The sequence below is a fragment of the Actinoplanes sp. OR16 genome (genome assembly GCF_004001265.1).
In the GTDB taxonomy this organism is placed as follows: Bacteria; Actinomycetota; Actinomycetes; order Mycobacteriales; family Micromonosporaceae; genus Actinoplanes.
The window spans coordinates 1,192,820-1,214,981 of sequence record NZ_AP019371.1; the positions used below are offsets into that span (position 1 = coordinate 1,192,820).

The following is a 22,162-nucleotide window of genomic DNA, read 5'->3' on the forward strand; positions in this document are numbered from 1 at the left end:
GGATCATGGCATGTCCGGGACCGATTCCTCAGCCTCGGCGCGGTCGGTCAGGGTCCGCCACGCCGCCGCCGCGGCCCGCTGCTCGGCCTGTTTCTTGCTGCGGCCCTCGGAACCGCCGTACCGCTCGCCGGCCACGACCACCCACGCCGTGAACGTCTTCGCGTGGTCCGGGCCGGAATCCTCGATCTCATAGTCCGGCACGCCCAGGCCGAGCGCCGCGGTCAGCTCCTGGAGGCTGGTCTTCCAGTCCAGCGCCGCGCCCCGGCTCGCCGACTCGATCATCAGCGGGTCGAAGAGCCGGTGGATCACCTCGCCCGCCACCTCCAGGCCGTGCTCCAGGTAGATCGCGCCGAGCAGCGCCTCCAGGGTGTCGGCGAGGATGCTCGCCTTGTCCCGGCCACCGGTCGTCTCCTCGCCCTTGCCGAGCAGCAGGTGCGGGCCGAGACCCAGCGGGCCCAGGCCGCGCGCCACGTCGGCGAGCGCGTGCATGTTGACGACGCTGGCCCGGAGCTTGGCGAGCTGGCCCTCCGGCAGGTCCGGGTGGTTGTGGAAGAGCGCCGACGTGATCACGACGCCGAGCACCGAGTCGCCGAGGAACTCCAGCCGCTCGTTGGTGGGCAGGCCGCCGTTCTCGTACGCGTACGAGCGGTGGGTCAGCGCGCGCTCGAGCAGCTCCGGCTTGAAAGGGATGCCGAACGCCTCCTCCAGCGGCTCGGTGGACGGACGGCGACGCTTGTCAATCATGCGATACCTCGCTGTATCTGAGCAGATCGGCGATGGCCGCGACCGAGGCGCGGCGATGCAGGTCGGCCGCGAAGGCGATGCCCGCGGCGAGATCGGAACCGGTGGCAGCGCCGTGGCAGACCACGACCGTTCCGCCGACCCCGAGCAGGACGGCGGCACGTGGGGGGAGGTTTTCCTGGTCGAACGGCTCGGCGACGGCATATGCCGTCTCCAGCGCCTTGAGCAGGACGTTTCCGGTGAATCCGTCGGTGACCACCACGTCGGCGGCAGTGCCGAGGACGACGTCGTTGCCCTCGACCAGACCGGCGTAGCGCGCCCCGGCCGGCAGTCTCTGACCGGTGAGCAGCGGCGGGAGGTTGCGGCGCAGACGGTCACCCTTGCCGGGCTCGCTGCCGATGGTGAGCATGCCGACACGTGGCGCGTTGACGTTGTGCACCGCCGACGCGTAGGCGGCGCCGAGGCGCGCGTGCATGGCGAGGGTCTTCTCGTCCGGGTCGACGTTCGAACCGACGTCGAGCAGGACCAGCCGGCCGGTCACGGTGGGCAGCACCGCGGCCAGGGCGGGACGCCGGATGCCGGGCCAGCGGCCCAGCTCACGGGCCGCGGAGAGGACCGTGGCGCCGGTGTCACCCGCCGAGACGAGCGCGTCGGCACGGCCCTCGGCGACCGCGCGGGCGGCGCCCCGGACCGTCCCGGAACTGGTGACGGCGGTGGTGATGCGCTGCCGATCAGCGGGATCGAGGGCAGCGAGGACCGCGTCGGCGGCTTCGGCCGGGCCGACGAGAGTCAGGTGAAGAGACGGATCGGCTTGAGCGGCACGCAGAGCGCCGTCAACCACGACGGCGGGAGCTTGGTCCCCGCCGAGGAGGTCGACGGCGATCCGCGCGGTGCCCGGCTCCCCGACAGTCCGCTGTCCGGGAGCCGTAGCACCGTTGGTTCGCCACCGCTCGGGTGCGACCCGCCCGAAGATCGGGCGTGTCACTCGCGGTCGTCAGACCTCGAGGACCTGGCGGCCGTTGTAGGTGCCGCAGACCGAGCAGGCGGCGTGCGGCAGCTTCGGCGACTTGCACTGGGGGCACGCCGCGGTGACCACCGCAGTCGCCTTCCAGTTGGCCCGGCGCGAGCGGGTGTTGCTGCGCGACATCTTGCGCTTCGGGACGGCCACGGTACTACTCCTTAAAAGATTGCTCTTGTTGCGGCGCAGCCGCCTCAGGCGACTCAGCTGTCATGTTGCGCAAAGCGGCCCAGCGGGGATCGACATCCTCATGGCTGTGATCCGCCGGGAGTTCGTCGAAGTGCACCCCACACTCGGGGCACAACCCTGGGCAGTCCGGCCGGCAGAGCGGGTTGGTCGGCAGCATCAGGACGATCGCGTCCCGGACTGCCGGCTCCAGATCGAGCAGGTCACCCTGCATCCGCCCCACTTCGTCGTCGTCGGTCGTCTCCTCGGTGGTGCTCTCCGCATAGGCGAACAGCTCCGCGAGGGAGACCTCGAACGGCGTGCCGATCTCGTTCAGGCACCGGCCGCACTCGCCCGAGAGCGAGCCACGAACAGTGCCGCTGATGTAGACCCCCTCGGACACCGACGTCATGCTCATGTCGAGCGTGAGGTCGGAACCCTCCTGGACCGTGATCAACTCCAGACCGAGGTCTGCCGGCGCCGGCACCACCCGATTCAGGGCACGCGTCGCACCAGGCTGCCGGGGAAGCTTCGTCGTGTCGACGACAAGCGGCTGCCTGGGATCCAGGTGACTCTGCGGTGACTTGGGCATCGTGATTCCTCAGCCATAGGTAGGCCGACCGAAAACATTACCTGAGCTTGCCGGGAAGCGTCGAATCGCCCCCGCTCAGAACGGCAGCGGACGCTCCGCGTCTTCGCCCTGGAAGGTGCCGATCTCGCGGAGCGCGTGCATCTTGTCACGGCCACGCTCTATCGACGCCAGCGCCCTGGTCAGGAACTGCTCGAAGTTGGCGAGAGCGGTGTCGACGTAGTCGTCGACCTCCTCGCGGAGGCGCTGCGCCTCGGTCCGCGCCTCGGCGATGATCCGGGCGCCCTCATGCTCCGCCGAGACGGTGATCTCGTTGACCGAGACGAGGCGGGCGTGTTCAGCCTCACCCTCGCTGACGATCCGGTCGGCCTCGCGGCGGCCGGCCTCGATGATCCGGTCGCGCTCGTCGAGCACGGCGGCGGCCTTGCGGAGCTCCGACGGCAGCTCGGATCGGAGGATCTCGAGCCGGTCGATCATCTCGGCGCGGTCGAACATGAAATTCGTACGGGACATGGGCACGGAACGTGCGTCCTGCACGAAATCGATGATCTCGTCGATGCGGTCGAGTGGATCCACCGCCAACTCACTCCTCAAGTCAGGCTGGACCGATCACGTTACTGCTTAACCGGCGCAGCCGTTTCCGGCGCGCCGGTGGCGGTCAGTTCTGCTTGAGGCGGCTGATCAGGCGTTCGAGGACCGGGTCGGGCAGGTACGCGGACGCGTCGCCACCCCACTTGACCACGTCTTTGACCAGGCTCGACGAGAGGAACGAGTAGAGCGGGTTGGTCGGCATGAAGAGCGTCTCCACACCGGACAGGCCGATGTTCATCTGCGCCATCTGCAACTCGTAATCGAAGTCGCTGACCGCGCGCAGGCCCTTGACCACGACAGCGGCACCCTGATCACGGCAGAAATCAACGAGGAGGCCGTGGAATGCGGCGACGCGGACGTTGCCGTACTCGGCCGTCGAGTCGCGCAGCATCTCGAGCCGTTCCTCGATGCTGAAGAGGCCCACCTTCGACTGGTTGATGAGCACGCCGATGATGACTTCGTCGAAGAGCCTGCTGGCCCGCCCGATGATGTCGAGATGCCCGTTGGTGACCGGATCGAAGGAGCCTGGACACACCGCTCGTCTCATGATCGGCGACCGTACCAAAGAGTAGTGTCCCCGTAACGCCGGGAGCGCTCTTCGGTTATGCCGTCCACCCAGCTCAGTGGGCTGCGCCGGGACCGTTCGAAGACCACCACGGCGTCCGGGGCGAGCCAGCCGTTCTCGACGAGCAGCCGCTGCACCTTCTGCACCTCGTCGGCGTCCACTGCGTACGGCGGATCGGCGAAGACCACGTCGTACGGTCCGCCGTCCGGTTCGCCGGCGAGCACCTGGAGCACCTTGCCGGTGATCACGCGCGCGAGCGACCCGACACGGAGAGCGACGATGTTGTCACGAATGACCCTCGCGACCTTGCCGTCCGCCTCGACGAGCAGGGCGTGCGAGGCGCCGCGGGACAACGCTTCCAGGGCGACCGCGCCAGATCCGGCATAAAGGTCAGCAAACCGCGCTTCGGGAATATCCGTCATGGTCTCCAAAGAACTGAAGAAGGCCTCGCGTACGCGGTCCGATGTGGGCCTCGTGTGCGCGCCCGCCGGAGCTGACAGCCGGCGACCACCATGAGTGCCCGCGATAATCCTCGTCATCACCGGTGACGCTACTTCACCAGCGAAGTCAAGCCGTTGCCCAGTAGAGATTTCCCTCGTCGCGGGCACTGCGCGCGACGCAACCGTTCCGTTCGGTACATGGAAAATCTCGGATTGATATCAAGATTCTAAGCGCCCCCTGGACGGTTTCTTTGATCTCGCGAAGTGACTATGGTCGGGCGACGTTGCGGGTCCGTTCTATCGTCCCCGCCAGATGACGCGGGGAGGCGTCGTCGCAGGTCGCTCCGTCCACATGTGGCCACTGTGAAACTCCTCGCGCGCACTTCCTGACCCCTTACACAGGAGATGGCGTGAACCTGTCCTCTTCCGCGCTCAAGCGGACCGGAACGCTGGTTGCCGGCGCTTCGCTCGGCCTGCTCGGCGTGCTTTCCACGGCAGTCCCGGCTCTGGCCTGCCACCCCGAGATCGACGGTAAGACCACCTGTGTCAGCGAAGACGGCACCTGGGTCATCAACTGGGAGATCCGCAGCAGCGAGTCCTTCAACGGCACTGTCGTCGAGGTCACCGCGAGCACCAGCCCGGAGAACAAGACCGTCAGCCTGACCGGCATCGAGAAGGGCACGGAGATCCCCCGCGGGGGCATCACCGCCGTCCAGACCGTGAAGGGCGCGGACTCCGCCACGCTCACCATCCAGGGCTCCTGGAAGACCGGCGAGAACTCGTACCAGACCGGCACCCGGGACGACACCGTCAAGCAGCCGACCGAGAAGTGCGCCGGCGAGGAGCAGCCCCCTGGTGAGGAGCAGCCTCCGGGCGAGGAGCAGCCCCCTGGCGAGGAGCAGCCCCCCGGTGAGGAGCAGCCCCCCGGTGAGCAGCCTCCGGGCGAGGAGCAGCCTCCCGGTGAGCAGCCCCCGGGCGAGCAGCCTCCCGGCGAGCAGCCCCCGGGTGGTGGCGGCAGCTCCCCGAGTGCTTCGGTCAGCGCCTCCGCGTCGCCCAGCGCATCGGCCTCGCCCAGCGTGAGCCCCTCGCTGCCGACCGAGGAGATCCCGGTCACCGAGCCGATCTTCGTCTACGACTCCACCTGCGACACCCTGACCGTCGGCATCGAGGTCCCCTCGGACTGGAAGGAGGCCATCACGGTCACCTTCACGCCGACCACCGGTGACGAGAAGACCGTCACCGCGCAGCCGGGTGAGACCAAGACCGTCGACTTCCCCGCTTCCGAGGGCCTCGAGGTCACCGCGACCCCGAAGGGCTTCGAAGACGAGGCCGCGACCATCGCGTACGAGGCCCCGGCCGAGTGTGACGAGGGTGGCTCCGCGGGTGGCGAGGGCGACGAGGGCGGCCTGCCCGTCACCGGCGCCGCTGCCGGTGGCGTCGCCGCCGGCGCCGTGGCCCTGCTCGCCGTCGGTGGCGGTCTCTTCTTCGCGGCTCGCCGCCGGAAGCTGAAGTTCACCGCCTGATCAGCGCAGTAGCACCGCGATAAACGCACGGCAACAACCGGAGGGCGCGTCGACAACTCCTTGTCGGCGCGCCCTTCGTCCACATTTTCTCGTTCCCCTGGAGAAAACCTTGCGAAACACCCCCCTCCGCCGCGCCGCGCTCGTCGCGGCCGGCGCTCTGCTGGGCCTGACCGGCCTGGTAGGCGTCGCCTCCCCCGCCTCCGCCGACGAGATCACCCCGCCGGTCACCGCGGAAGCCGCCACCTTCGTCCACACCTTCGAGATCAAGGACGGCAAGGCGTTCGCCACCGTCACTCCGGACGCGGACCTCCAGGTGCCCGAGGAGGTCACCCTGGTGTCCTACTTCGCGCCGCAGCCGAAGTTCGCCACGCCGCAGTACGCCTTCCAGTACCGGACCGGCAAGCTGGAGAAGAAGGGCGGCGTCGTCTCCCTCGAGGTCGAGGTCCCGGACTGCAACACGCAGGTCGACCTCTTCTTCGGCGGCGAGGACGACGTCCTCGACACGATCGACGGCGAGAAGCGCTACGGCAACCTGAAGCTGGGTGAGTCGGGCTTCCCCGGCAAGCGCTCGTCCGGCCCGGCCGGCTGGTTCAACGGCGGCAACAAGAACTGCGTTCAGCCGGTCGTGCAGCCCGTGCCGCAGTGTGACGGCACCGTCGACCTGCAGCTGAGCAACAACGGCGCGCTGAGCAAGTACGACGTCGAGTTCCTGGTCAAGGGCACCGGCTTCGAGAAGACCGTGAAGGTCGCCGCCGGCAAGGGCGACACCGTGGAGGTCCCGGCGGGTGCCGGCACGATCACCGTCTCGGCCGAGGGCATGAAGGACTTCACCTACACCTGGTCCCGCCCGGAGACCTGCACCCCGACCGCGGGCGCGGTCAACGACTGCACCGACGTGATCGTCACCGTCACCAACCCGGAGGGCAACGCCCCGGCCAAGGCCGACGTCACCTACGGCTCGGAGACCAAGTCGACCACCGTCGCGCCCGGCGCCTCGGAGCAGGTGACCTTCCCGGCCGGTGAGGCCACCACGGCCACCGTCACCTACCCGGAGATCCCGGGCACCGAGCCGGTCACCGTCGAGGTCACCAAGACCGAGTGCCCGGAGCCCAGCACCCCCGCCTCCGAGCAGCCGTCCACCCCGGCTTCCGAGGAGCCGTCGACGCCGGCGTCCGAGGAGCCCTCGGCCACCCCGTCCGAGTCCGCCAGCACCAGCAGCACGCCGATCGCGACCACGCCGGTCAGTGACGACGAGCCGTCGCTGCCGGTGACCGGTGCCGCCGCCGGTGGCATCGCGGGCGGCGCGGCCGTGCTCGTCGCCGTCGGTGCGGGTCTGTTCCTCATGGCCCGTCGGCGCAAGCTGAACTTCAAGGCCTGATAGCTCGTCGAGAAGCGCGTCACCCGATCATCGGGTGGCGCGCTTCTCCCATTGCGGAAACGTTCCGTCCGGCAGTGGCGGGTAAGGACTGACCCGGACAACCGCCGATACCGGCAACCGTCCGTAGACATGGGGGAATTGGCGACCATCCGGTGATGGTGGGACCCCGTCCTCCCAGACCACCGTCTCGCCGAGCGACGACGGGTCGATCTCCAGCAGCACGAGGTCGGTCCGGCCGCGGAAGCGCAGCGTCGCAGGGACATGGACCCAGTCCGGCGGTGAGCAGTGGATGAAGCCCTCGGTGGCGAGCGTGTCACCCTCGTAGAAGCCTTCTTCCACCGCGGACGTCCAGTCGGCGGCGGGGCAGATGTGGACGATCAACCCTTCTCCAAATATTCGGCGCGTTCCTCGTCGACCAGCGCCGCCACCGAGGCGGCCAGCGCGGGGTGACGAGTCAGGTCCGGGTCGTCGCCGATCAGCTCCGACGCCTCCGCCCGGGCCTCCTTGATCAGTTTCTCGTCGCGGAGCAGCGAGAGCAGCCGCAGGTGCGAATGCTTGCCGGACTGCGAGGCGCCGAGCACGTCGCCCTCCCGCCGCTGCTCCAGATCGATCTCGGAGAGCTTGAAGCCGTCCGTCGTGGACGCCACGGCGTCGAGCCGCTCCCGGGCCGCCGACCCCTCGGCCGACTCGGTGTGCAGCAGGCAGATGCCGGGTGCCGGGCCACGGCCCACCCGGCCGCGCAGCTGGTGGAGCTGCGAGACGCCGAACCGGTCGGCGTCGAGGATGAGCATCACCGTCGAGTTCGGCACGTCCACGCCCACCTCGATGACCGTGGTCGCGACGAGGACGTCCAGGTCGCCCGCTGCGAACGTCCGCATGACCTTGTCCTTGTCCTCGGCCGGCATCTTGCCGTGCAGCATGCCGATCCGGAGGCCCTTCAGGTATTCCTCCTGCAGCAGCGGGAGCACCTCGGTGACGGCCAGCGGGGGACGACGCGCCCCCTCCTCGCCCTCCTTGGGCGGCGTCTCGTCATCCTCTCCGATCCGCGGACAGACCACATAGGCCTGGTGGCCGGCCTTCACCTCCTCCTTGATCCGCACCCAGGCGCGGTCGAGATAGGCAGGTTTGTCCAGTGCCGGAACCACGTGCGACGCGATCGGCGACCGGCCGCGCGGCAGCTGCGAAAGGATCGAGGTCTCCAGGTCGCCGTAGACGGTCATCGCGACCGTCCGCGGGATCGGCGTGGCGGTCATCACCAGCACGTGCGGCGGACGGGCGGCCTTCGCCCGCAACGCATCACGCTGCTCGACACCGAACCGGTGCTGCTCGTCGACGACCACCAGTCCCAAGTCCTTGAACTCGACCCCCTCGTACAGAAGGGCATGGGTGCCCACGACGATGCCGGCGGTCCCGTCCGCGACCTTGGCCGATGCCGCACGCCGGGCCGCCGCTCCCAGCGAGCCGGTCACGAGCGTGAGCTGGGTGCCCTCCGGATCGCCGTCCAGCTCACCGGCCCGGCCCAGCGCGCCGAGCTGGGCACTGATCCCGCGGAAGTGCTGGGTGGCCAGGACCTCGGTGGGCGCCAGCAGCGCGGCCTGCCCGCCGGCGTCCACCACCTGCAGCATCGCGCGCACCGAGACGAGAGTCTTGCCGGAGCCGACCTCGCCCTGCAGGAGGCGGTGCATCGGGTGCGGCCGGGCCAGGTCGGCGGCGATCTCCTCACCCACCTGACGCTGACCCTCGGTCAGCTCGAACGGCATCGCCGCATCGAATTTCGCGAGGATCCCGGCCTGCGCGCGGGGCCGGGCGGTGCCGGGCGCCGCGGCCGCGCGTGCCCGGCGTTGCACGAGCGTCAGTTGTACGGCGAAAGCCTCGTCCCACTTCAGACGGTGCTTGGCGCGGTACAGCGCCTCCTCCGAGCTCGGCCGGTGGATCTCCTTCAGTGCCGTCCCGATGCCCACCAGCCCGCGCTTGCCCCGCACGTCACCGGGCAGCGGATCGGCCGGCGGCTCGAACGTGTCGAGCAGCGTCCGCACGCACTTCGCGATCACCCAGGTCGGCACGGCCTGCGCCGCCGGGTAGACCGGGATCAGCGCGCCCGCGAACTCCTCGATCTCGGCGGCCGCGTCGTCCTGCGTCGCGTCGGCCTTGAAGAGCTGGTACGCCGGGCCGTTCAGCTGCCGCTTGCCCCGGAAATCGGTGACCTTGCCGGCGAACAGGCCCCAGACGCCCTTGCGCAGCTCCCGCTCCCGCCACGCCTGGTTGAAGAAGGTGCAGGTCAGTGTCGCGCCCGAGCCGTCCCCGATGGTCACCTCGAGCATGTTGCCCTTGCGGGCCCGGAACGGTTTCAGGCTGATCCCCTGCACCTGGGCCAGCACGGTGACCTGCTCGTCCACCTCCAGCTTGCGCAGGTCGGTGTGCTCGCCGCGCTGGTCGTACCGCCGGGGGAAGTGATAGACCAGGTCACCCGCGGTGTGCAGGTCGAGATGGTCGGCCAGAGCCTTCGCGGTCTTGGCGCCGAGCACCTTGGTGAGCGGGGTGTCGGTCGTGGTCATTCGACTCCTGCCAGAAGGTGGTAACGCGGCTGTCCGCCGGTGTAACACTGCAGCTCGATGAAGGGCCAGTTCCGGTGGGTGTGTTCGCGGATCCGCTCTTCCAGAAAGGCCGGGGCGTCCGCGCCCAGCACGCAGGTGACCAGCTCACCACCGCCGCCGAGCATCCGGTCCAGCAGCCTGCGGCTCACCTCGGTCACGTCGTCGCCGATCACGTGCACCTCGCCGTCGACGAGCCCGAGCAGATCACCGGCGCGGCACGGCCCGGCGACCGTGAGCGCGTCCCGCTGCGCCGTGCACACCTCGCCGTAACGGCAGGCGCCGGCCGCCTCCGCCATCGCGATCACGTCGTCGGCGAACGGCCTCTGATCGTCGCGCACCGCCAGCGCGGCCAGCGCCTGCACCGGCGACCGGGTCGGCACCACGCTCACCTGGATCCCGCCGGCCGTCGCCTCGCGCGCCGCCGAGTTCGCCACGGCGTGCGTGTTCGCGTCGTTCGGCAGCACCACCACCGAACCCGCCCCGGTCGCCCGGACCGCCGCGAGCAGCTCCGCCGTCGACGGATTGCGATCGACGACGGTGGCGCCCTCCCCCTCGAAGAGCGCGGTGAGCCCGTCGCCGGCGGCGACGACCACCGCGGCGCGGAGATCCGGTCCGGGCCGTCGTCGCTCCAGCCGGGTCACCCCGATCCGGTACGGCCGACCGGCCCGGATCCCCGCCTCGATCGCCGGACCGACCTCCTCGGTGTGGACATGAACGTTCCACGTCCCGTCCCCGGTCCCGACGATGACCAGCGACTCCCCCAACCGGTCGAGCGTGTCCCTCAGCATGTCGACGGCAGCGGCATCGGCGTCGAGGAGGTACTGCACCTCAAACCCGTGCCCCTCACAGTCCCCGGCGGCCTCGGCGTCCGTCCCCGCGGTCATGAAATCCTTCTCACCGAGCCTGCGGGTTCCGACTTCCCGGACATCTCCGACCTCCCCGGAATCGCGCGACCGCTCCTCGGCGACGGTCTCCACCAGGGCGTCCAGCAGCAGGACCAGCCCTCGCCCGCCGGCGTCCACCACACCGGCCCGCGCCAGGACCGGCAGCTGCTGAGGCGTCCGGGCCAGAGCCTCCGCAGCCGCCCGGGCAGCCGCCCGGGCCACCACGACCAGCTCGTCCGACTTGATCCGGCCGGCCGCCTCGGCAGCGGCGGCCACGACCGAGAGGACCGTGCCCTCCACGGGGCGGGCGACTGCCGCGTACGCCGCATCGGTCGCCGTGCGGAACGCGCGCGCCAGCTCCCGGCCCCGCACCGCGACCGCGCCGGCGAACGTGTCGGCCATACCCCGCAGGATCTGCGAGACGATCACTCCTGAGTTGCCGCGGGCCCCGAGCAGGGCGCCCCGGGCCATCCGGCGCATCAGCCGGTCGACCGGCCGGCCCGGATCGGGGGTCTCCTCGCCGAGCGCCTCATAGGCCGCGGTCAGGGTCAGGACGAGGTTGGTGCCGGTGTCGCCGTCGGGAACCGGGTAGACGTTCAGGTCGTCGATCTCACGCTGATGTGCCCGGAGCGACTCGAGCCCAGCACCGCACCAGCGGCGAACCGCAGCGGCATCGAGGGTCTCCAGCACGCGAAAATCGTACTAACCACCCCCGACAAACGCCCGGGCACGCACCCTGACCGGGGGCGATTGGTTCTACCCCCCGGGAATCGGGTAAGCTCGCCGGGTTGCCTGGCATGAGATCGCCCGCCGGGCCCCTTCAGTTTCGTTTCAAACCCAGGAGTATCCCGTGGCTAGCGTGTGCGACGTCTGTGGCAAGGGACCGGGCTTCGGCCACAACGTGTCCCACTCGCACCGGCGGACCAACCGCCGCTGGAACCCGAACATCCAGTCGGTGCGTACCCCGGCCGGTGGCGGGACCACCAAGAAGGTCAAGGCTTGCACCTCGTGCATCAAGGCCGGCAAGGTCACGCGCGCCTGACCCGAGGCACTCAGATCTATCCGACTAGCCGCCGGCCCTCCGGGTTCGGCGGCTAGTTGCTGTCCGGACTCATCCACAGCCCCTCCGCACTTTTCCACAGCCCCGCTCCGCCGTCCCGCCGGATTCGGGCACCATCACCCGCCATGCGGACATTCCGTTCCCTCGACGAAGCGATCAACCGGCAGGCTGGAGTGATCACCCGTTCGCAGGCGCTCGACCACCTGACCGACCGGACGATCCGCCACCGGCTGTCCTCCGGACGCTGGCAGACGGCACATCCCGGCGTCTACGTCACCCACTCCGGCCCGATCGGCCACGCCGAACGTCGGTGGATCGCCGTCCTCGGAACGGTGAACGGGCACATCGCCCTGCTGGCCGGCCTCTCCGCCCTGGAAATCCTCGGCCTCCGCGGCTTCCCGTCGGCGACGACTCACGTCCTGATCCCGGCGACCGTGACACCGAAGCATCCACCTCCCGGCGTCACCGTCCACCGGACCACGAGACTGCACCCTGCCGAGATCCGGCCCGTGATCTCTCCGCCCTGCACGACGCCCACCCGTTCCCTGCTCGACGCCGCCCAGTGGCAGCATTCGGACCGGCAGGCAGCGACGATCATCATGGCCGGCTTCCAGCAGCGCCTCGTGCGTGCCGCGGACATCTCAGCAGCGGTCGCGGCGATGCCGCGCCTCCGCCACCGGGCGACGATCAGGGAGGCGATCCGGGACGCGGCGGGCGGCGTGCGCTCATTGCCGGAAGCCGACTTCGTACGCCTCTGCCGACGAGCAGGCCTCCCCCAGCCCCGACTACAACTCACCCGCGCCGACGCTGCAGGCCGCCGAACCTACCTCGACGCCTACTTCCCGGCCCACGGCATCCACGTCGAGATCGACGGCAGCCACCACACCGACGCCGGCCAGTGGTGGGCCGACATGCGGCGCCAGAACGAGCTGTGGATCCCTGGCGAGCGAGTACTCCGCTTCCCCTCATGGGCGATCCGCCACCGGCCCGACGAGGTGGTGGCCCAGCTGAGGGCGGCCCTGGCCCACGACCCACCGAAGGCGGCCTGACATACCGGCCCCAAACCGCGCACCGCCGCCGCCGCGGTCACCGCCACCCCGTCAGCGCCGTCACCGCGGTCACCGCCACCCCCGTCAGCGCACTGCCGTCACCGCCACCTCTGTCACGCCACCGTCACCGCCGTCACGCCACCGTCACCGCCGTCACGCCACCGTCACCGCCGTCACCGCCGTCACGCCACCGCCGCCGCATCGCCGCCGCCGTCACGCCACCGCACCGCCACCGGGGATCTTGAGCGGTCTCTGACCCTTCGATGTCCAAAGTCACCCAAGATCCGGCAAAGGGCCACGTCGCCGCTTCGCGCCACTTGCTGCCGTCTCCCACACCCCCGCCGTCTCCCACACCCCCGCCGTCTCCCACACCCCCGCCGTCTCCCACACCCCCGCCGTCTCCCACACCCTCGCCGTCTCCCACACCCCAGTCGCCTCGCACCCCGCCCTACACGGATCTTGAGCGATCTCCACCCCCCTGATGAACAAAGTCACCCAAGATTCCGGGAAGGCACACCGCCTGACGACTCGCGCCGCCCGTCCCTCCTGCCCCAATTACCGATCTTGAGCGATCTCCGACCCTCCAACGGACGAAGTCGCCCAAGATCCGAGGAAGACAACGATGACGGAGAGCGCCCCTCGGCGGGCAACAGCGCCCCTCGGCGGGCAACGCCGCCCTCCTCGCCGGCGGGCCTCGCCGCCCCTGTCGCTCGGCAGGCCGCACCACTCTTGTCGCTCGGCAGGCCGCACCGCCCTCACACGTCGATCTTGAGCGATCCTGGACATCCCACAGTGCAGAATCGCTCAAGATCCGCGTGGGGCAGGCTGCGCAGTAGCAGCAACGGGTCGGCAGCGGTCGGCAGCGGACAGCAGGCACCACGAGGACAGGGCGCAACAGACGACACGAGGGCAGCTGTCCACGGGTGCTGACAGGGAAGACACGGCTAGCAGACAGCAAGCGTCGGTCACTAAGCAACAACAGCGAACGGCGGCCAACGCCGGCGGTGCGGCGGGGAGAGCGTGGGCAGCGGCCAGCGCGGGCAACAGGAGCAGCGCGGGCACCGGCCAGCGCGGGCAACAGCGAGCAGCGCGGGCAACAGGAGCAGCGCGGGCAACAGCGAGCAGCGCGGGCGACAACAAGCAGCGCGCGGCGTCGAACGCAGCGCGACAGAAGACTCGAGAAGAAGACGGCCGACGGCTAGAGGAGCTTGGCGTACGACAAGACGCCCTCGTGCCCCGCATAGAAGCCGAAGTCGTCGATTCGCACGTAGCCGGCCGACTCGTACAACGCGATCGCCTCCGGCTGGCGGTCGCCGGTCTCCAGGATCACGCGGGTGCAGCCGGCGGCACGGGCTGACTCCTCGATCGTCGCCAGCATCCGGCGGGCGACGCCGCGGCCCCGGGCCGGCGCCAGGGTGAACATGCGCTTCAGTTCGGCGTCCGGACCGTGGCGGCGCCAGCCGGCGCTGGCGACCAGGCCGCCGTCCAGCTCGGCCACGAAGAAGGCGCCGGCCGGCGGCGTGAAGTCGGCGCCGGTGATGGGCGTGTCGTCGCCGGTGCCGCCGTACCGCGCGGAGAGGTCGCGCATGTTCTCCACGACGAGGAGCTGGACGGCCGGGTCGTCGAAGTCCGCCAACCTGATCTTGATCTCTGACACGAATGACAGGCTACGTCAGCGGAAATGGTCCCAGCCGAGGCCGCCGCTCCACGGTTTCCGGTCGACGGTGACGCCGGAGCCGTCGTGCACCGAGCCGATGACCTGCCAGGAAGCGGGCAGGGCCGTCCCGGCCGGGAACGTGGCGGCCAGCGGGTGATCGTCGCCACCGGCGAGGACCCACTGGTACGGATCGACGCCCAGTGCCTTGGCCGCGTCCCGCATCTGGTCCGGCACGTCGAACGCCTCGGTGTGCACGTCGATGGCGACCAGACTGGCCTCGGCGATGTGCCCGAGATCCTGCAGGAGTCCATCCGACACGTCGATCATCGAGGTCGCGCCGAGCGTGGCCGCCTCGGGACCGGACGCGTACGGCACGGTGGGCCGCCGGTACGCCTCGACGAGCTTCTTGGGCGTCCGGAATCCGCGGGACAGGACCGTCAGTCCGGCCGCGGCGTACCCGATCCGCCCGGAGAGCGCGAGAACGTCACCAGGCTGTGCCCCGTCGCGCCGGACCGGCGCCCGGCCGGCGAGGTCGCCGAGCGCGGTGACCGCGATGGTGAGCGTCGGCGACGAGGAGGTGTCCCCGCCGACCACGCTCGCGCCCACGAGCGCCGCCTCGGCGGTGAGCCCGTCGGCGAGACTCTCGATCCATTCACCGTCCACGCCGGGCGGCACACAGAGCGCCACGAGCAGGGCGGTCGGCACCGCGCCCATGGCGGCGATGTCGGCGAGGTTGGCGGCGGCGGCACGGTGGCCGATGTCGGCGGGCCCGCACCAGTCGCGCCGGAAGTGCCGGCCGTCGACGAGCACGTCGGTGGAGGCGACCACCCGGCCGTCGGCGGCCCGCACGACGGCGGCGTCGTCACCCGGTCCGAGCAGGGTGGCCGGGCTGGTGCCGAGCCGGGAGACGATTCGGCCGATAAGACCGAATTCGCCGCCTTCTGGGATGCTCACGTCTAAGTCCTTCGATGGTGGCGTCCCGCTCCCGGGCCGCTTCGTACGGTAGTTTCACGACCGGGGATCACCGACGGTGGCGGATTGGAGTCGATCGTGGTCCAGGCATACATCCTCATTCAAACGGAGGTCGGTAAGGCCCGTGACGTGGCCGCCGCGATCGAGAAGATACCGGGGGTAGTACGCGTAGACGCCGTGACCGGGCCGTATGACGTCGTCGTGTTGACCGAAGCGCACACCGTGGACGAGCTCGGCGGCCTGATTGTGAGCAAGGTCCAGTACGTGCCGGGCATCACGAGGACGCTCACCTGCTCCGTGGTAAACCTCTGAGCATGGTGAACCTGGACACCCCGAAGGACGCGCCGAAGAAGAAGGACCCGGCTACCCGCGCGGCGGCCCTCTGGGCGACCGCGATAGCCGTACCGGTGGCGCTGCTCGTCGGTGTGTTCGCCTTCATCGCCATACAACCCGAAAAAGCCGAAGAAGCGGACAAGCCGCAGGCGATTCCGAGCACCGCGGTGCAGGTTCAGAATCGCGATCTGGATGAGAAAGCGGCGCAGGCGTGCCTCGCCGTGACGAGCCAGCTCCCCTCCGAGATCCGCGATCTACCGGCCCGCCAGGTGACCGGCGGGCACGAGCAGAACGCGGCCTACGGCGAGCCCCCGATCACGGTGAGCTGCGGCGTACCGGCCCCGATCATGTGCGAGACCCTCGACGACGCGACTCCCGGCTGCGTCCCGATGGACACCGAACTCCTGATCATGAACCGGGTGTGCTGGTACGCGAAGCCCGGCGCCGACGCGGCCACCATCACCACGATGGACCGCGAGGTCCCGGTTCAGGTGACCGTGCCGAACACCTACGAGAACCCGGCGCAGTGGGCCAACGAGTTCTCCGACACGATCGTGAAGACCGTGAAGTCGAAGCCGTCGGCCGAGCTGCCGAGCGGCTGCGTGATCAGCTGAAAAGGCTGACGCAGATCAGTGGAGGCCGGTTCCGCGCCGCAGCGCGGTGCGGATCAGCCGGTCCACGACCTTCGGGTACTCCAGGCCGGTGGCCGCCCACATCATCGGGAACATCGACGTCGGCGTCATCCCCGGCATCGTGTTGATCTCGTTGAGGAAGACCTCGCCGGAGTCGGTCACGAAGAAGTCGACCCGGGCGAGACCGGCGCAGTCCAGGGCGTCGAAGGTCCGCAACGCGTAGTCCTGGACGCGGCGGGCGATGTCCTCCGAGACCCCGGCCGGGATCGAGTACCGGCTGCCCACCAGGTACTTCGTCTCGAAGTCGTACCACTCGGCGTCGTCCACGTGGATCTCGGCGAGCAGTGAGGCCTCGGCAGCGCCGCCGGCCTCCCCTTCGAGCACGCCGCACTCGATCTCACGACCCACGACGGCGGCCTCGACGAGCACCTTCGGGTCGATCTGACGGGCCTTCGCGACGGCCGTGTCGAGGTCGGCCCAGTCGGTGACCTTGGTGATGCCGGTGGACGATCCGGCCCGCGACGGCTTCACGAAGACCGGCAGGCCGAGACGCTCCTTGTCCGATTCCGACAGCGAGACACCGGCGCGCAGGACGGCGTAGGGGCCGACCGGGATGCCCGCGGCGGCCGCGAGCTTCTTGGTGAACTCCTTGTCCATGGCCGCGGCGGAGGCGAAGACGTTGGCGCCGACGTACGGGATGCCGGCCATCTCCAGCATCCCCTGGATGGTGCCGTCCTCGCCGTAGGCGCCGTGCAGCACCGGGAAGACCACGTCCACGCCGTCCAGCGAGGGAAGGCCGTCCTGGACGATCAGCTCGGTCACCGTCGGGTCGGCCGCCAGGACCACCGAGCTGCCGGACGCCGCGGTGATCTCCGGCAGGGTCTGGTCCCGGATGGCGAGCTGTCCGGTGTCCCCCGAGGCGAGCACCCAGCGACCCTCCCGGGTGATTCCGACCGGGACCGCTTCGTACTGGTCCGGGTCGAGGGCGCCGAGGATGGCGCCCGCGCTCACACAGGAAATGGCGTGCTCAGTGCTGCGACCGCCGAAAACGATCGCGACGCGGGTCTTCCGGGGGGTCGTCACTTAACTCGGTGCCTCTCGCTAGCGGTCATGCCGGGGGTGACCCTACTCTGCGTAGGCCACACATGGGATCTGGCGAGGCAGGGGGAACGAACAGTTCATGGCTCCAGCACTCCACGTGATCGCCGGACCCGGCCCGGGCCAGCTCGCGACGATGGCCCACTCTCCTGAGGAGCCATGGTCGGCGCAAGAGCTGGGCGCACTGGCACGCGCCGGCGTACAGATCATGGTCTGCACCTCGAAGACTCCCGAGGACACATCGGGCATCGAGATGATCTCGTTTCCGGACACCGCCGATCCGATGAAGGCCGGCTCGGCGAAGCGTGAGGAGGCCACCGAGGTGGTCGCGCTCGCCGCCCGCCTCGCCCAGGACGTCCGGGCCGGGCGCTTCGTGGTCACCGAGTCCTCGTCCGGCGCCGGTCGCACCACCCTGCTGGCGACGATGACGCTGGTGCTGCTCGGCATCCGCCCGGGGGAGGCCCTGCGTCGCATCGGCGGCCGGGCCACACCCGAGGTCCCGCGCGACTGGTTGCACGACTTCGTCTCCACCCACGGATGATTCATTTCCGGTTGTACGGGGACAGCGGCACTCCCCGACCACAACAGGAACGTCCCCCAGCGCACCACACCTGCGGCCACCTTCGGCCGGCTCACGCCGGCGCCGGCACCGGTGCGCCCGAGCGCTTCAAGCCGCGGTGAACGTCTGCGGGAGGGCGCCCCGGTCCCACAGTGCGTCCAGGTGGGCGAGGAAGCCGGTCAGCGTGCGTTCCAGCTCGCGGCGCTCGGCTGCCGGCAGCACGGCCAGCGGGTCGGAGAAGATCAGGCCCTCCGGGTGCTTGGCGCGGGTGCCCACGAACTTGTCGCAGGCACCGCACCACACGTAGCTCACCAGCGTCGGCCGGCGCGCGGCCGCCGGCGTGGTGAAGTAGGCCCGCAGCCGCCGCTCCCCGCACGCCGGGCACTCCCGCTCCCCCGGATCGGCGAAGAAGCTCTCGCCCCGGGTGAGCGCCGCGACCTCGTCGGCGGAGAAGGTGCCCGTCACCGCGACGCGTCCAGCGCGGCGGTCACATCCGCCACCAGGTCGGCGGTGTCCTCGATCCCGCAGGAGAACCGCACGAACCCGGGTGAGGTGTCGTCCCCCCACTGGGCGCGCCGGTCCGCCGTGGTGTGCACGCCACCGAACGACGTGGCGGCGAAGACGAGGCGGGCCGCCGACAGGAACGCCGCCACCCGGGCAGCCGAGCCGAGGTCGAACGAGACCACACCGGGGATGCGCCGCATCTGCGCCGAGGCGACCGCGTACGACGGGTCGGAGGGCAGTCCCGGCCACCGCACCCCGGTCACGTCCTCACGGTTCAGCAGCAGCTCGGCCACCGCGGAGGCGTTGGCGGTCTGCCGGGCCAGCCGCAGGTCGAGCGTGGCGATCGAACGGTGGGCCAGCCAGCAGTCGAACGCGCCGGGCACCGCGCCGGTCTGCTTGCGCCAGGTCTCCACCTTGCCGAGCAGATCGGCGTCGCCGGCCGCGACGTACCCGAGCAGCACGTCGGAGTGCCCGGTCAGCGCCTTGGTGCCGGAGGCCACGACGAAGTCGGCGCCGAGCGCGAGCGGGTTCTGCCCGAGCGGCGTGGCGGTGGTGTTGTCGACTGCCACCAGCGCGCCGGCCTCGTGTGCCCGGCTCGCGACGGCGCGCACGTCGACGACGTCGAGTCCGGGGTTGGCCGGCGTCTCCAGCAGGACGAGCCGCACGCCGGTGAGGTCCGGGTACGGGCCGGCGGTCGGCGCCAGAACCACCTTCACGCCGAGCTCGCGCAGGGTGGCCTCGGCGAACGCGCGCACGGTGAAATAGCCGTCCGCGGGGAGCACCACCGTGTCGCCGGTGCGCAGGACCGCGAGCAGCAGGGCCGTGATGGCCGCCTGCCCGCTGGAGAAGACCAGCGCCGGACCGCCTTCGAGCGCGCCGATCGCCTTCTCGAGCAGTTCCCGGGTCGGGTGCTCGGTGCGGGCGTATCCGTGCGTGCCGGGACCGGTCGCCGGGTCGAGGTGGTAGGGCGCCGCGAACACCGGGCCGGGCAGGAACGGCTCACCGACGACCGGCTCGGGGAGGCCGGCGTGGACGGAACGGGTGCCGTCAGAGAACGTGCTCACTCGGGTTTCATCTCTCGTGTCATCAGCAGTTTCACCGCGACCCGCGGGTCGGCGCCCTCGTGGCAGACGCGTTCCACCTGCTCGACGATCGGCATCTCGACGCCGTTCGCCCGGGCCAGGTCACGGATGGAGAGGCAGCTCTTCACGCCCTCGGCGGTCTGCCGGGTGGCGACCTGCGCCTGCTCCAAGGTCTCGCCGCGGCCGAGGTGCTCACCGAACGTGCGGTTGCGGGCCAGCGGCGACGAGCATGAGGCGACCAGGTCGCCGAGGCCGGCCAGGCCGGCGAAGGTGAGCGGGTCGGCGCCGAGCGCCACGCCGAGGCGGGCGGTCTCGGCCAGACCACGGGTGATCAGCGAGGCCCGGGTGTTGTCGCCCAGGCCGATCGCGACGGCCATGCCGTAGGCCAGCGCGATCACGTTCTTCGTCGCGCCGCCGAGCTCGCACCCGATCACGTCGTCGCTGGTGTACGGCCGGAAGTACGGCGTGGCGAGGGCATGCTGCACCTGCTTGGCGCGTCCCTCGTCGGAGCAGGCCACCACGGTCGCGGTCGGCTGCTCGGCGGCGATCTCGGGCGCCAGGTTGGGCCCGGAGACGACCACCACCCGGTCGGCGGCGACGCCGGCCGTCTCGACGATCACCTCGCTCATCCGCTTGAGCGTGCCGAGCTCGATGCCCTTCATGAGCGACACCACGGTGGCGTCGGACGGGAAGAACCCGGCCCAGTCGGCGAGGTTGCCGCGCAGCGTCTGCGACGGCACCGCGATGGCGATCAGTTCGGCGCCGTCCACGGCCTCGGCCAGGTCGGTCGTTCCGGTCACGTTCTCGGCGAGCCGGATGCCGGGCAGCGAGCCCTCGTTGCCCCGCTTCTCGCGGATCTCGGTGGCGACGGCCTCCCGGCGCGCCCACACGGTGACGTCCGAGCCGGCGTCACCCAGCACCTTCGCGAAGGCGGTTCCCCAGGCTCCGGATCCGATGACGGCGGCCCTCATGGTGCGTCCTCCGAGGTCGAGGCCCGGCGAGCGGGCCGATCGTAGAGCGCCGGCGGTTCGCCGTCGCGGATCTCAGCGAGCAGGTCGCGGACACCCAGCATGATCGCCTCGGTCATCTCCTCGAGCACCGGGCGGGTCGGCGCGGACCCGGCCCAGCGGCCCAGGTCGATCGGCTTGCCGGCGGTGACGACGACGTCCGTACGCCGCAGCTTCAGCTTGTTGGTCCGCGGATCGAAGATGGTCTGCGGTCCCCAGGTCGCGATCGGGACCACCGGGGCGCCGGTGAGCAGGGCGAGCCGGGCCGCGCCGGTCTTGCCGCGCATCGGCCAGAGCTCCGGGTGCCGGGTGGTCGTGCCCTCCGGGTAGATCACCACGGCGTCGCCCTCGTTCAGCGCGGTGACGAGCGCCTCCACCGACTTCGCCGCCTCGGTGCTGCCCCGCTCGACCGGGATCTGCCGGGTCTTGGTCAGCAGGTAGCCGATGACCGGCACCTTCCAGACGCTGGCCTTGCCGAGGAACCGCGGCCAGCGGTTCGACCGGTAGATGAAGTGGGCCACCACGAGCGGGTCGAAGTGCGAGACGTGGTTCGGGACCAGGATCACCGCCCCGGACGGCGGGATGTTCTCCCGGCCGATCCAGGCCTTCTTGGTCAGGGCGGTCATCACGGGTAGCACCAGCATCACCGCGACACGCTGCCAGAATCCAAGCCTGAGCTGCGCCACGGCTTCCCCCGTCCCTCGATCGGCGACGTATCCGCGCCGCACCACGTTCACCTGCGACGAAATCATGCCCGCTGGGAACCGCCGAGACCAGGCAGGGGTCTCGCGGAGTAAGCAAAACCGCAGTAGGAGGCGCATGACAGCCGGGAAGAGATCTCTCAGGCAGACTTGCGGTGTGGTGCGGAAGTGGACTGTGGTGATCCCGGTCAAGCGGCTGGGGGCGGCGAAGACGAGGCTGCGGGGCGCCGTGCCCGCCGACCGTCATCCCGATCTGGCGCTCGCCATGGTGCGGGACACCGTGGCGGCGGTCCTGGAGACGCCGTCGGTGGCGGGGGTCGTGGTGGTCACCGACGATCCGGCGGTGGCCGCGTCGGTGCGCAAGCTCGGCGCTCACGTGGCGCCGGATCCCGGTGGCGGGCTGAACGCGGCGATGCGCTTCGGCGCCGACGACGTGGCCGGTGCGGCCGGCTACCGGGCGGTGCTCACCGGCGACCTGCCGGCCCTGCGGCCGGACCAGCTGGACGAGGCGCTGAGCCGGGTGGCCGGCCGCAGTTTCGTGCCGGACGCCGACGGCACCGGCACGGTCCTGCTCGCCGTCCCACCGGGTGAGCCTCTGCGCCCACTGTTCGGACCGCAGTCGGCGCAGGCGCACGCCGGCTCGGGCGCCGTCCCGCTCGCCGGCGACTGGCCGGGCCTGCGGCAGGACGTCGACACGGCCGCCGACCTCGGAACCGTGCTGGGGCTGGGCGCCGGCCACCGGACCTGCGCGCTCCTGCGTGATCTCGGCCTCACGGCGGAGTGCGCCCCGGCCGCCTGAAACGGGTAGCGTGCTGCGTTATGCAGGGGACGATCGCGACCTTCGACCCGGACACCCGCAGCGGCACACTGCTGCTCGACGACGGCTCTGAACTGGGCTTCGGGGCGGAGGCCTTCCAGCGGTCCGGCCTGCGCCTGCTCCGGCTGGGTCAGCGGGTCTCCCTGGAGACCGGGCCCGACGGCACGATCCGGCGGGTATCAATTCCCGGAGTCGCCTGAATC

The 22,162-nt window shown here is 70.5% G+C and carries 27 protein-coding genes; 9 read left to right on the forward strand and 18 right to left on the reverse strand.

Annotated features, from left to right (window positions below; all coding sequences use genetic code 11):
- Positions 1-3: 3 nt before the first annotated feature.
- The 7 genes from rnc to rsmD form a co-directional block, all read right to left on the reverse strand.
- A complete protein-coding gene (gene rnc, locus EP757_RS05405; protein ID WP_127543100.1) occupies positions 4-744 on the reverse strand; it encodes a ribonuclease III in 741 nt (246 codons plus the stop codon).
- Positions 737-1,624: a phosphate acyltransferase PlsX gene (locus tag EP757_RS05410; protein ID WP_232050639.1), complete on the reverse strand. Its 888-nt coding sequence runs from the start codon at positions 1,622-1,624 to the stop codon at positions 737-739. The genes rnc and EP757_RS05410 overlap by 8 nt, the downstream gene beginning before the upstream one ends.
- A 111-nt stretch (positions 1,625-1,735) precedes the next feature.
- On the reverse strand, positions 1,736-1,909 hold the full coding sequence (gene rpmF / locus EP757_RS05415; protein ID WP_127543102.1) for a 50S ribosomal protein L32: 174 nt from the start codon (positions 1,907-1,909) through the stop codon (positions 1,736-1,738).
- Positions 1,910-1,913: 4 nt separating this feature from the next.
- The gene (locus tag EP757_RS05420) at positions 1,914-2,516 is read right to left on the reverse strand and encodes a DUF177 domain-containing protein (RefSeq protein WP_127543103.1); all 603 of its coding nucleotides are present in this window, start codon (positions 2,514-2,516) and stop codon (positions 1,914-1,916) included.
- A 75-nt stretch (positions 2,517-2,591) separates the two neighbouring features.
- Positions 2,592-3,089 carry a hypothetical protein gene (locus tag EP757_RS05425; protein WP_127543104.1) on the reverse strand — a complete coding sequence of 166 codons (498 nt, stop codon included), beginning with the start codon at positions 3,087-3,089 and terminating at the stop codon, positions 2,592-2,594.
- An 82-nt stretch (positions 3,090-3,171) separates the two neighbouring features.
- Complete coding sequence (coaD, locus tag EP757_RS05430; protein ID WP_127543105.1) at positions 3,172-3,651, reverse strand: pantetheine-phosphate adenylyltransferase; 480 nt, start codon at positions 3,649-3,651, stop codon at positions 3,172-3,174.
- The gene (rsmD, locus tag EP757_RS05435) at positions 3,648-4,208 is read right to left on the reverse strand and encodes a 16S rRNA (guanine(966)-N(2))-methyltransferase RsmD (protein WP_127543106.1); all 561 of its coding nucleotides are present in this window, start codon (positions 4,206-4,208) and stop codon (positions 3,648-3,650) included. Before rsmD ends, coaD begins: the two co-directional genes overlap by 4 nt.
- A 311-nt stretch (positions 4,209-4,519) precedes the next feature.
- Here rsmD and EP757_RS42720 point away from each other — a divergent pair, with 311 nt between their 5' ends.
- The gene (locus EP757_RS42720; RefSeq protein ID WP_160165762.1) at positions 4,520-5,632 is read left to right on the forward strand and encodes a hypothetical protein; all 1,113 of its coding nucleotides are present in this window, start codon (positions 4,520-4,522) and stop codon (positions 5,630-5,632) included.
- Positions 5,633-5,741: 109 nt separating this feature from the next.
- Positions 5,742-7,010: a cell wall anchor protein gene (locus EP757_RS43745; RefSeq protein ID WP_232050386.1), complete on the forward strand. Its 1,269-nt coding sequence runs from the start codon at positions 5,742-5,744 to the stop codon at positions 7,008-7,010.
- A 27-nt stretch (positions 7,011-7,037) separates the two neighbouring features.
- On the opposite strand, the gene EP757_RS05455 is transcribed toward EP757_RS43745, so the two are convergent.
- Genes EP757_RS05455 through EP757_RS05465 form a run of 3 tightly spaced genes read right to left on the reverse strand, consistent with a single transcriptional unit; the run spans position 7,038 to position 11,178 of the window.
- Complete coding sequence (locus EP757_RS05455; protein WP_127543109.1) at positions 7,038-7,391, reverse strand: DUF952 domain-containing protein; 354 nt, start codon at positions 7,389-7,391, stop codon at positions 7,038-7,040.
- A complete protein-coding gene (gene recG / locus EP757_RS05460) occupies positions 7,388-9,565 on the reverse strand; it encodes an ATP-dependent DNA helicase RecG (RefSeq protein ID WP_127543110.1) in 2,178 nt (725 codons plus the stop codon). The genes EP757_RS05455 and recG overlap by 4 nt, the downstream gene beginning before the upstream one ends.
- Complete coding sequence (locus EP757_RS05465) at positions 9,562-11,178, reverse strand: DAK2 domain-containing protein (protein WP_127543111.1); 1,617 nt, start codon at positions 11,176-11,178, stop codon at positions 9,562-9,564. Before EP757_RS05465 ends, recG begins: the two co-directional genes overlap by 4 nt.
- A 160-nt stretch (positions 11,179-11,338) precedes the next feature.
- Between EP757_RS05465 and rpmB the strand changes: the two genes are divergently transcribed.
- Positions 11,339-11,530 carry a 50S ribosomal protein L28 gene (gene rpmB, locus EP757_RS05470; protein ID WP_014447183.1) on the forward strand — a complete coding sequence of 64 codons (192 nt, stop codon included), beginning with the start codon at positions 11,339-11,341 and terminating at the stop codon, positions 11,528-11,530.
- A gap of 143 nt (positions 11,531-11,673) precedes the next feature.
- Positions 11,674-12,597: a hypothetical protein gene (locus EP757_RS05475; RefSeq protein WP_127543112.1), complete on the forward strand. Its 924-nt coding sequence runs from the start codon at positions 11,674-11,676 to the stop codon at positions 12,595-12,597.
- Positions 12,598-12,730: 133 nt separating this feature from the next.
- Here the strand turns inward: EP757_RS05475 and EP757_RS43170 are convergent, their stop codons facing one another.
- The 3 genes from EP757_RS43170 to EP757_RS05490 form a co-directional block, all read right to left on the reverse strand.
- The gene (locus EP757_RS43170; protein WP_162521009.1) at positions 12,731-12,874 is read right to left on the reverse strand and encodes a hypothetical protein; all 144 of its coding nucleotides are present in this window, start codon (positions 12,872-12,874) and stop codon (positions 12,731-12,733) included.
- Positions 12,875-13,795: 921 nt separating this feature from the next.
- Positions 13,796-14,254, reverse strand: a complete 459-nt coding sequence (locus EP757_RS05485) for a GNAT family N-acetyltransferase (RefSeq protein WP_127543114.1) — start codon at positions 14,252-14,254, stop codon at positions 13,796-13,798.
- 15 nt (positions 14,255-14,269) lie between these two features.
- Complete coding sequence (locus tag EP757_RS05490; protein ID WP_127543115.1) at positions 14,270-15,208, reverse strand: thiamine-phosphate kinase; 939 nt, start codon at positions 15,206-15,208, stop codon at positions 14,270-14,272.
- Between the two features lie 96 nt (positions 15,209-15,304).
- Between EP757_RS05490 and EP757_RS05495 the strand changes: the two genes are divergently transcribed.
- Together EP757_RS05495 and EP757_RS05500 are read left to right on the forward strand one after the other, a co-directional pair.
- A complete protein-coding gene (locus EP757_RS05495; RefSeq protein WP_014447186.1) occupies positions 15,305-15,538 on the forward strand; it encodes an Lrp/AsnC ligand binding domain-containing protein in 234 nt (77 codons plus the stop codon).
- A gap of 2 nt (positions 15,539-15,540) precedes the next feature.
- Positions 15,541-16,173, forward strand: coding sequence for a DUF3515 domain-containing protein (locus EP757_RS05500; RefSeq protein ID WP_127543116.1), 633 nt, complete (start codon positions 15,541-15,543; stop codon positions 16,171-16,173).
- 15 nt (positions 16,174-16,188) lie between these two features.
- On the opposite strand, the gene EP757_RS05505 is transcribed toward EP757_RS05500, so the two are convergent.
- Positions 16,189-17,274, reverse strand: coding sequence for a D-alanine--D-alanine ligase family protein (locus EP757_RS05505; protein WP_127543117.1), 1,086 nt, complete (start codon positions 17,272-17,274; stop codon positions 16,189-16,191).
- A 97-nt stretch (positions 17,275-17,371) separates the two neighbouring features.
- Here EP757_RS05505 and EP757_RS05510 point away from each other — a divergent pair, with 97 nt between their 5' ends.
- Positions 17,372-17,830, forward strand: a complete 459-nt coding sequence (locus tag EP757_RS05510; protein WP_232050387.1) for a hypothetical protein — start codon at positions 17,372-17,374, stop codon at positions 17,828-17,830.
- 126 nt (positions 17,831-17,956) lie between these two features.
- On the opposite strand, the gene EP757_RS05515 is transcribed toward EP757_RS05510, so the two are convergent.
- The 4 genes from EP757_RS05515 to EP757_RS05530 are packed head-to-tail and all read right to left on the reverse strand — an operon-like array spanning position 17,957 to position 21,127.
- Positions 17,957-18,313, reverse strand: coding sequence for a hypothetical protein (locus tag EP757_RS05515; protein ID WP_127543119.1), 357 nt, complete (start codon positions 18,311-18,313; stop codon positions 17,957-17,959).
- Complete coding sequence (locus tag EP757_RS05520) at positions 18,310-19,416, reverse strand: cystathionine gamma-lyase (RefSeq protein ID WP_127543120.1); 1,107 nt, start codon at positions 19,414-19,416, stop codon at positions 18,310-18,312. The genes EP757_RS05515 and EP757_RS05520 overlap by 4 nt, the downstream gene beginning before the upstream one ends.
- Positions 19,413-20,405, reverse strand: coding sequence for an NAD(P)H-dependent glycerol-3-phosphate dehydrogenase (locus tag EP757_RS05525; protein ID WP_127543121.1), 993 nt, complete (start codon positions 20,403-20,405; stop codon positions 19,413-19,415). The genes EP757_RS05520 and EP757_RS05525 overlap by 4 nt, the downstream gene beginning before the upstream one ends.
- The gene (locus tag EP757_RS05530; protein ID WP_127554095.1) at positions 20,402-21,127 is read right to left on the reverse strand and encodes a 1-acyl-sn-glycerol-3-phosphate acyltransferase; all 726 of its coding nucleotides are present in this window, start codon (positions 21,125-21,127) and stop codon (positions 20,402-20,404) included. The genes EP757_RS05525 and EP757_RS05530 overlap by 4 nt, the downstream gene beginning before the upstream one ends.
- A 172-nt stretch (positions 21,128-21,299) precedes the next feature.
- Here EP757_RS05530 and cofC point away from each other — a divergent pair, with 172 nt between their 5' ends.
- Both cofC and EP757_RS05540 read left to right on the forward strand, forming a co-directional pair.
- A complete protein-coding gene (gene cofC, locus EP757_RS05535) occupies positions 21,300-21,941 on the forward strand; it encodes a 2-phospho-L-lactate guanylyltransferase (protein ID WP_174262341.1) in 642 nt (213 codons plus the stop codon).
- A gap of 20 nt (positions 21,942-21,961) precedes the next feature.
- The gene (locus tag EP757_RS05540) at positions 21,962-22,159 is read left to right on the forward strand and encodes a cold-shock protein (protein ID WP_127543123.1); all 198 of its coding nucleotides are present in this window, start codon (positions 21,962-21,964) and stop codon (positions 22,157-22,159) included.
- The last annotated feature ends 3 nt before the right edge of the window (positions 22,160-22,162 follow it).

What these genes read in the sequence shown, in the direction of transcription:
- rnc (WP_127543100.1), bottom strand. Translation starts at nt 744, where the DNA reads ATGATTGACAAGCGTCGCCGTCCGTCCACCGAGCCGCTGGAGGAGGCG.
- EP757_RS05420 (WP_127543103.1), bottom strand. Translation starts at nt 2,516, where the DNA reads ATGCCCAAGTCACCGCAGAGTCACCTGGATCCCAGGCAGCCGCTTGTC.
- coaD (WP_127543105.1), bottom strand. Translation starts at nt 3,651, where the DNA reads ATGAGACGAGCGGTGTGTCCAGGCTCCTTCGATCCGGTCACCAACGGG.
- rsmD (WP_127543106.1), bottom strand. Translation starts at nt 4,208, where the DNA reads ATGACGAGGATTATCGCGGGCACTCATGGTGGTCGCCGGCTGTCAGCT.
- recG (WP_127543110.1), bottom strand. Translation starts at nt 9,565, where the DNA reads ATGACCACGACCGACACCCCGCTCACCAAGGTGCTCGGCGCCAAGACC.
- EP757_RS05475 (WP_127543112.1), top strand. Translation starts at nt 11,674, where the DNA reads ATGCGGACATTCCGTTCCCTCGACGAAGCGATCAACCGGCAGGCTGGA.
- EP757_RS05500 (WP_127543116.1), top strand. Translation starts at nt 15,541, where the DNA reads ATGGTGAACCTGGACACCCCGAAGGACGCGCCGAAGAAGAAGGACCCG.
- EP757_RS05510 (WP_232050387.1), top strand. Translation starts at nt 17,372, where the DNA reads ATGGCTCCAGCACTCCACGTGATCGCCGGACCCGGCCCGGGCCAGCTC.
- EP757_RS05525 (WP_127543121.1), bottom strand. Translation starts at nt 20,405, where the DNA reads ATGAGGGCCGCCGTCATCGGATCCGGAGCCTGGGGAACCGCCTTCGCG.
- EP757_RS05540 (WP_127543123.1), top strand. Translation starts at nt 21,962, where the DNA reads ATGCAGGGGACGATCGCGACCTTCGACCCGGACACCCGCAGCGGCACA.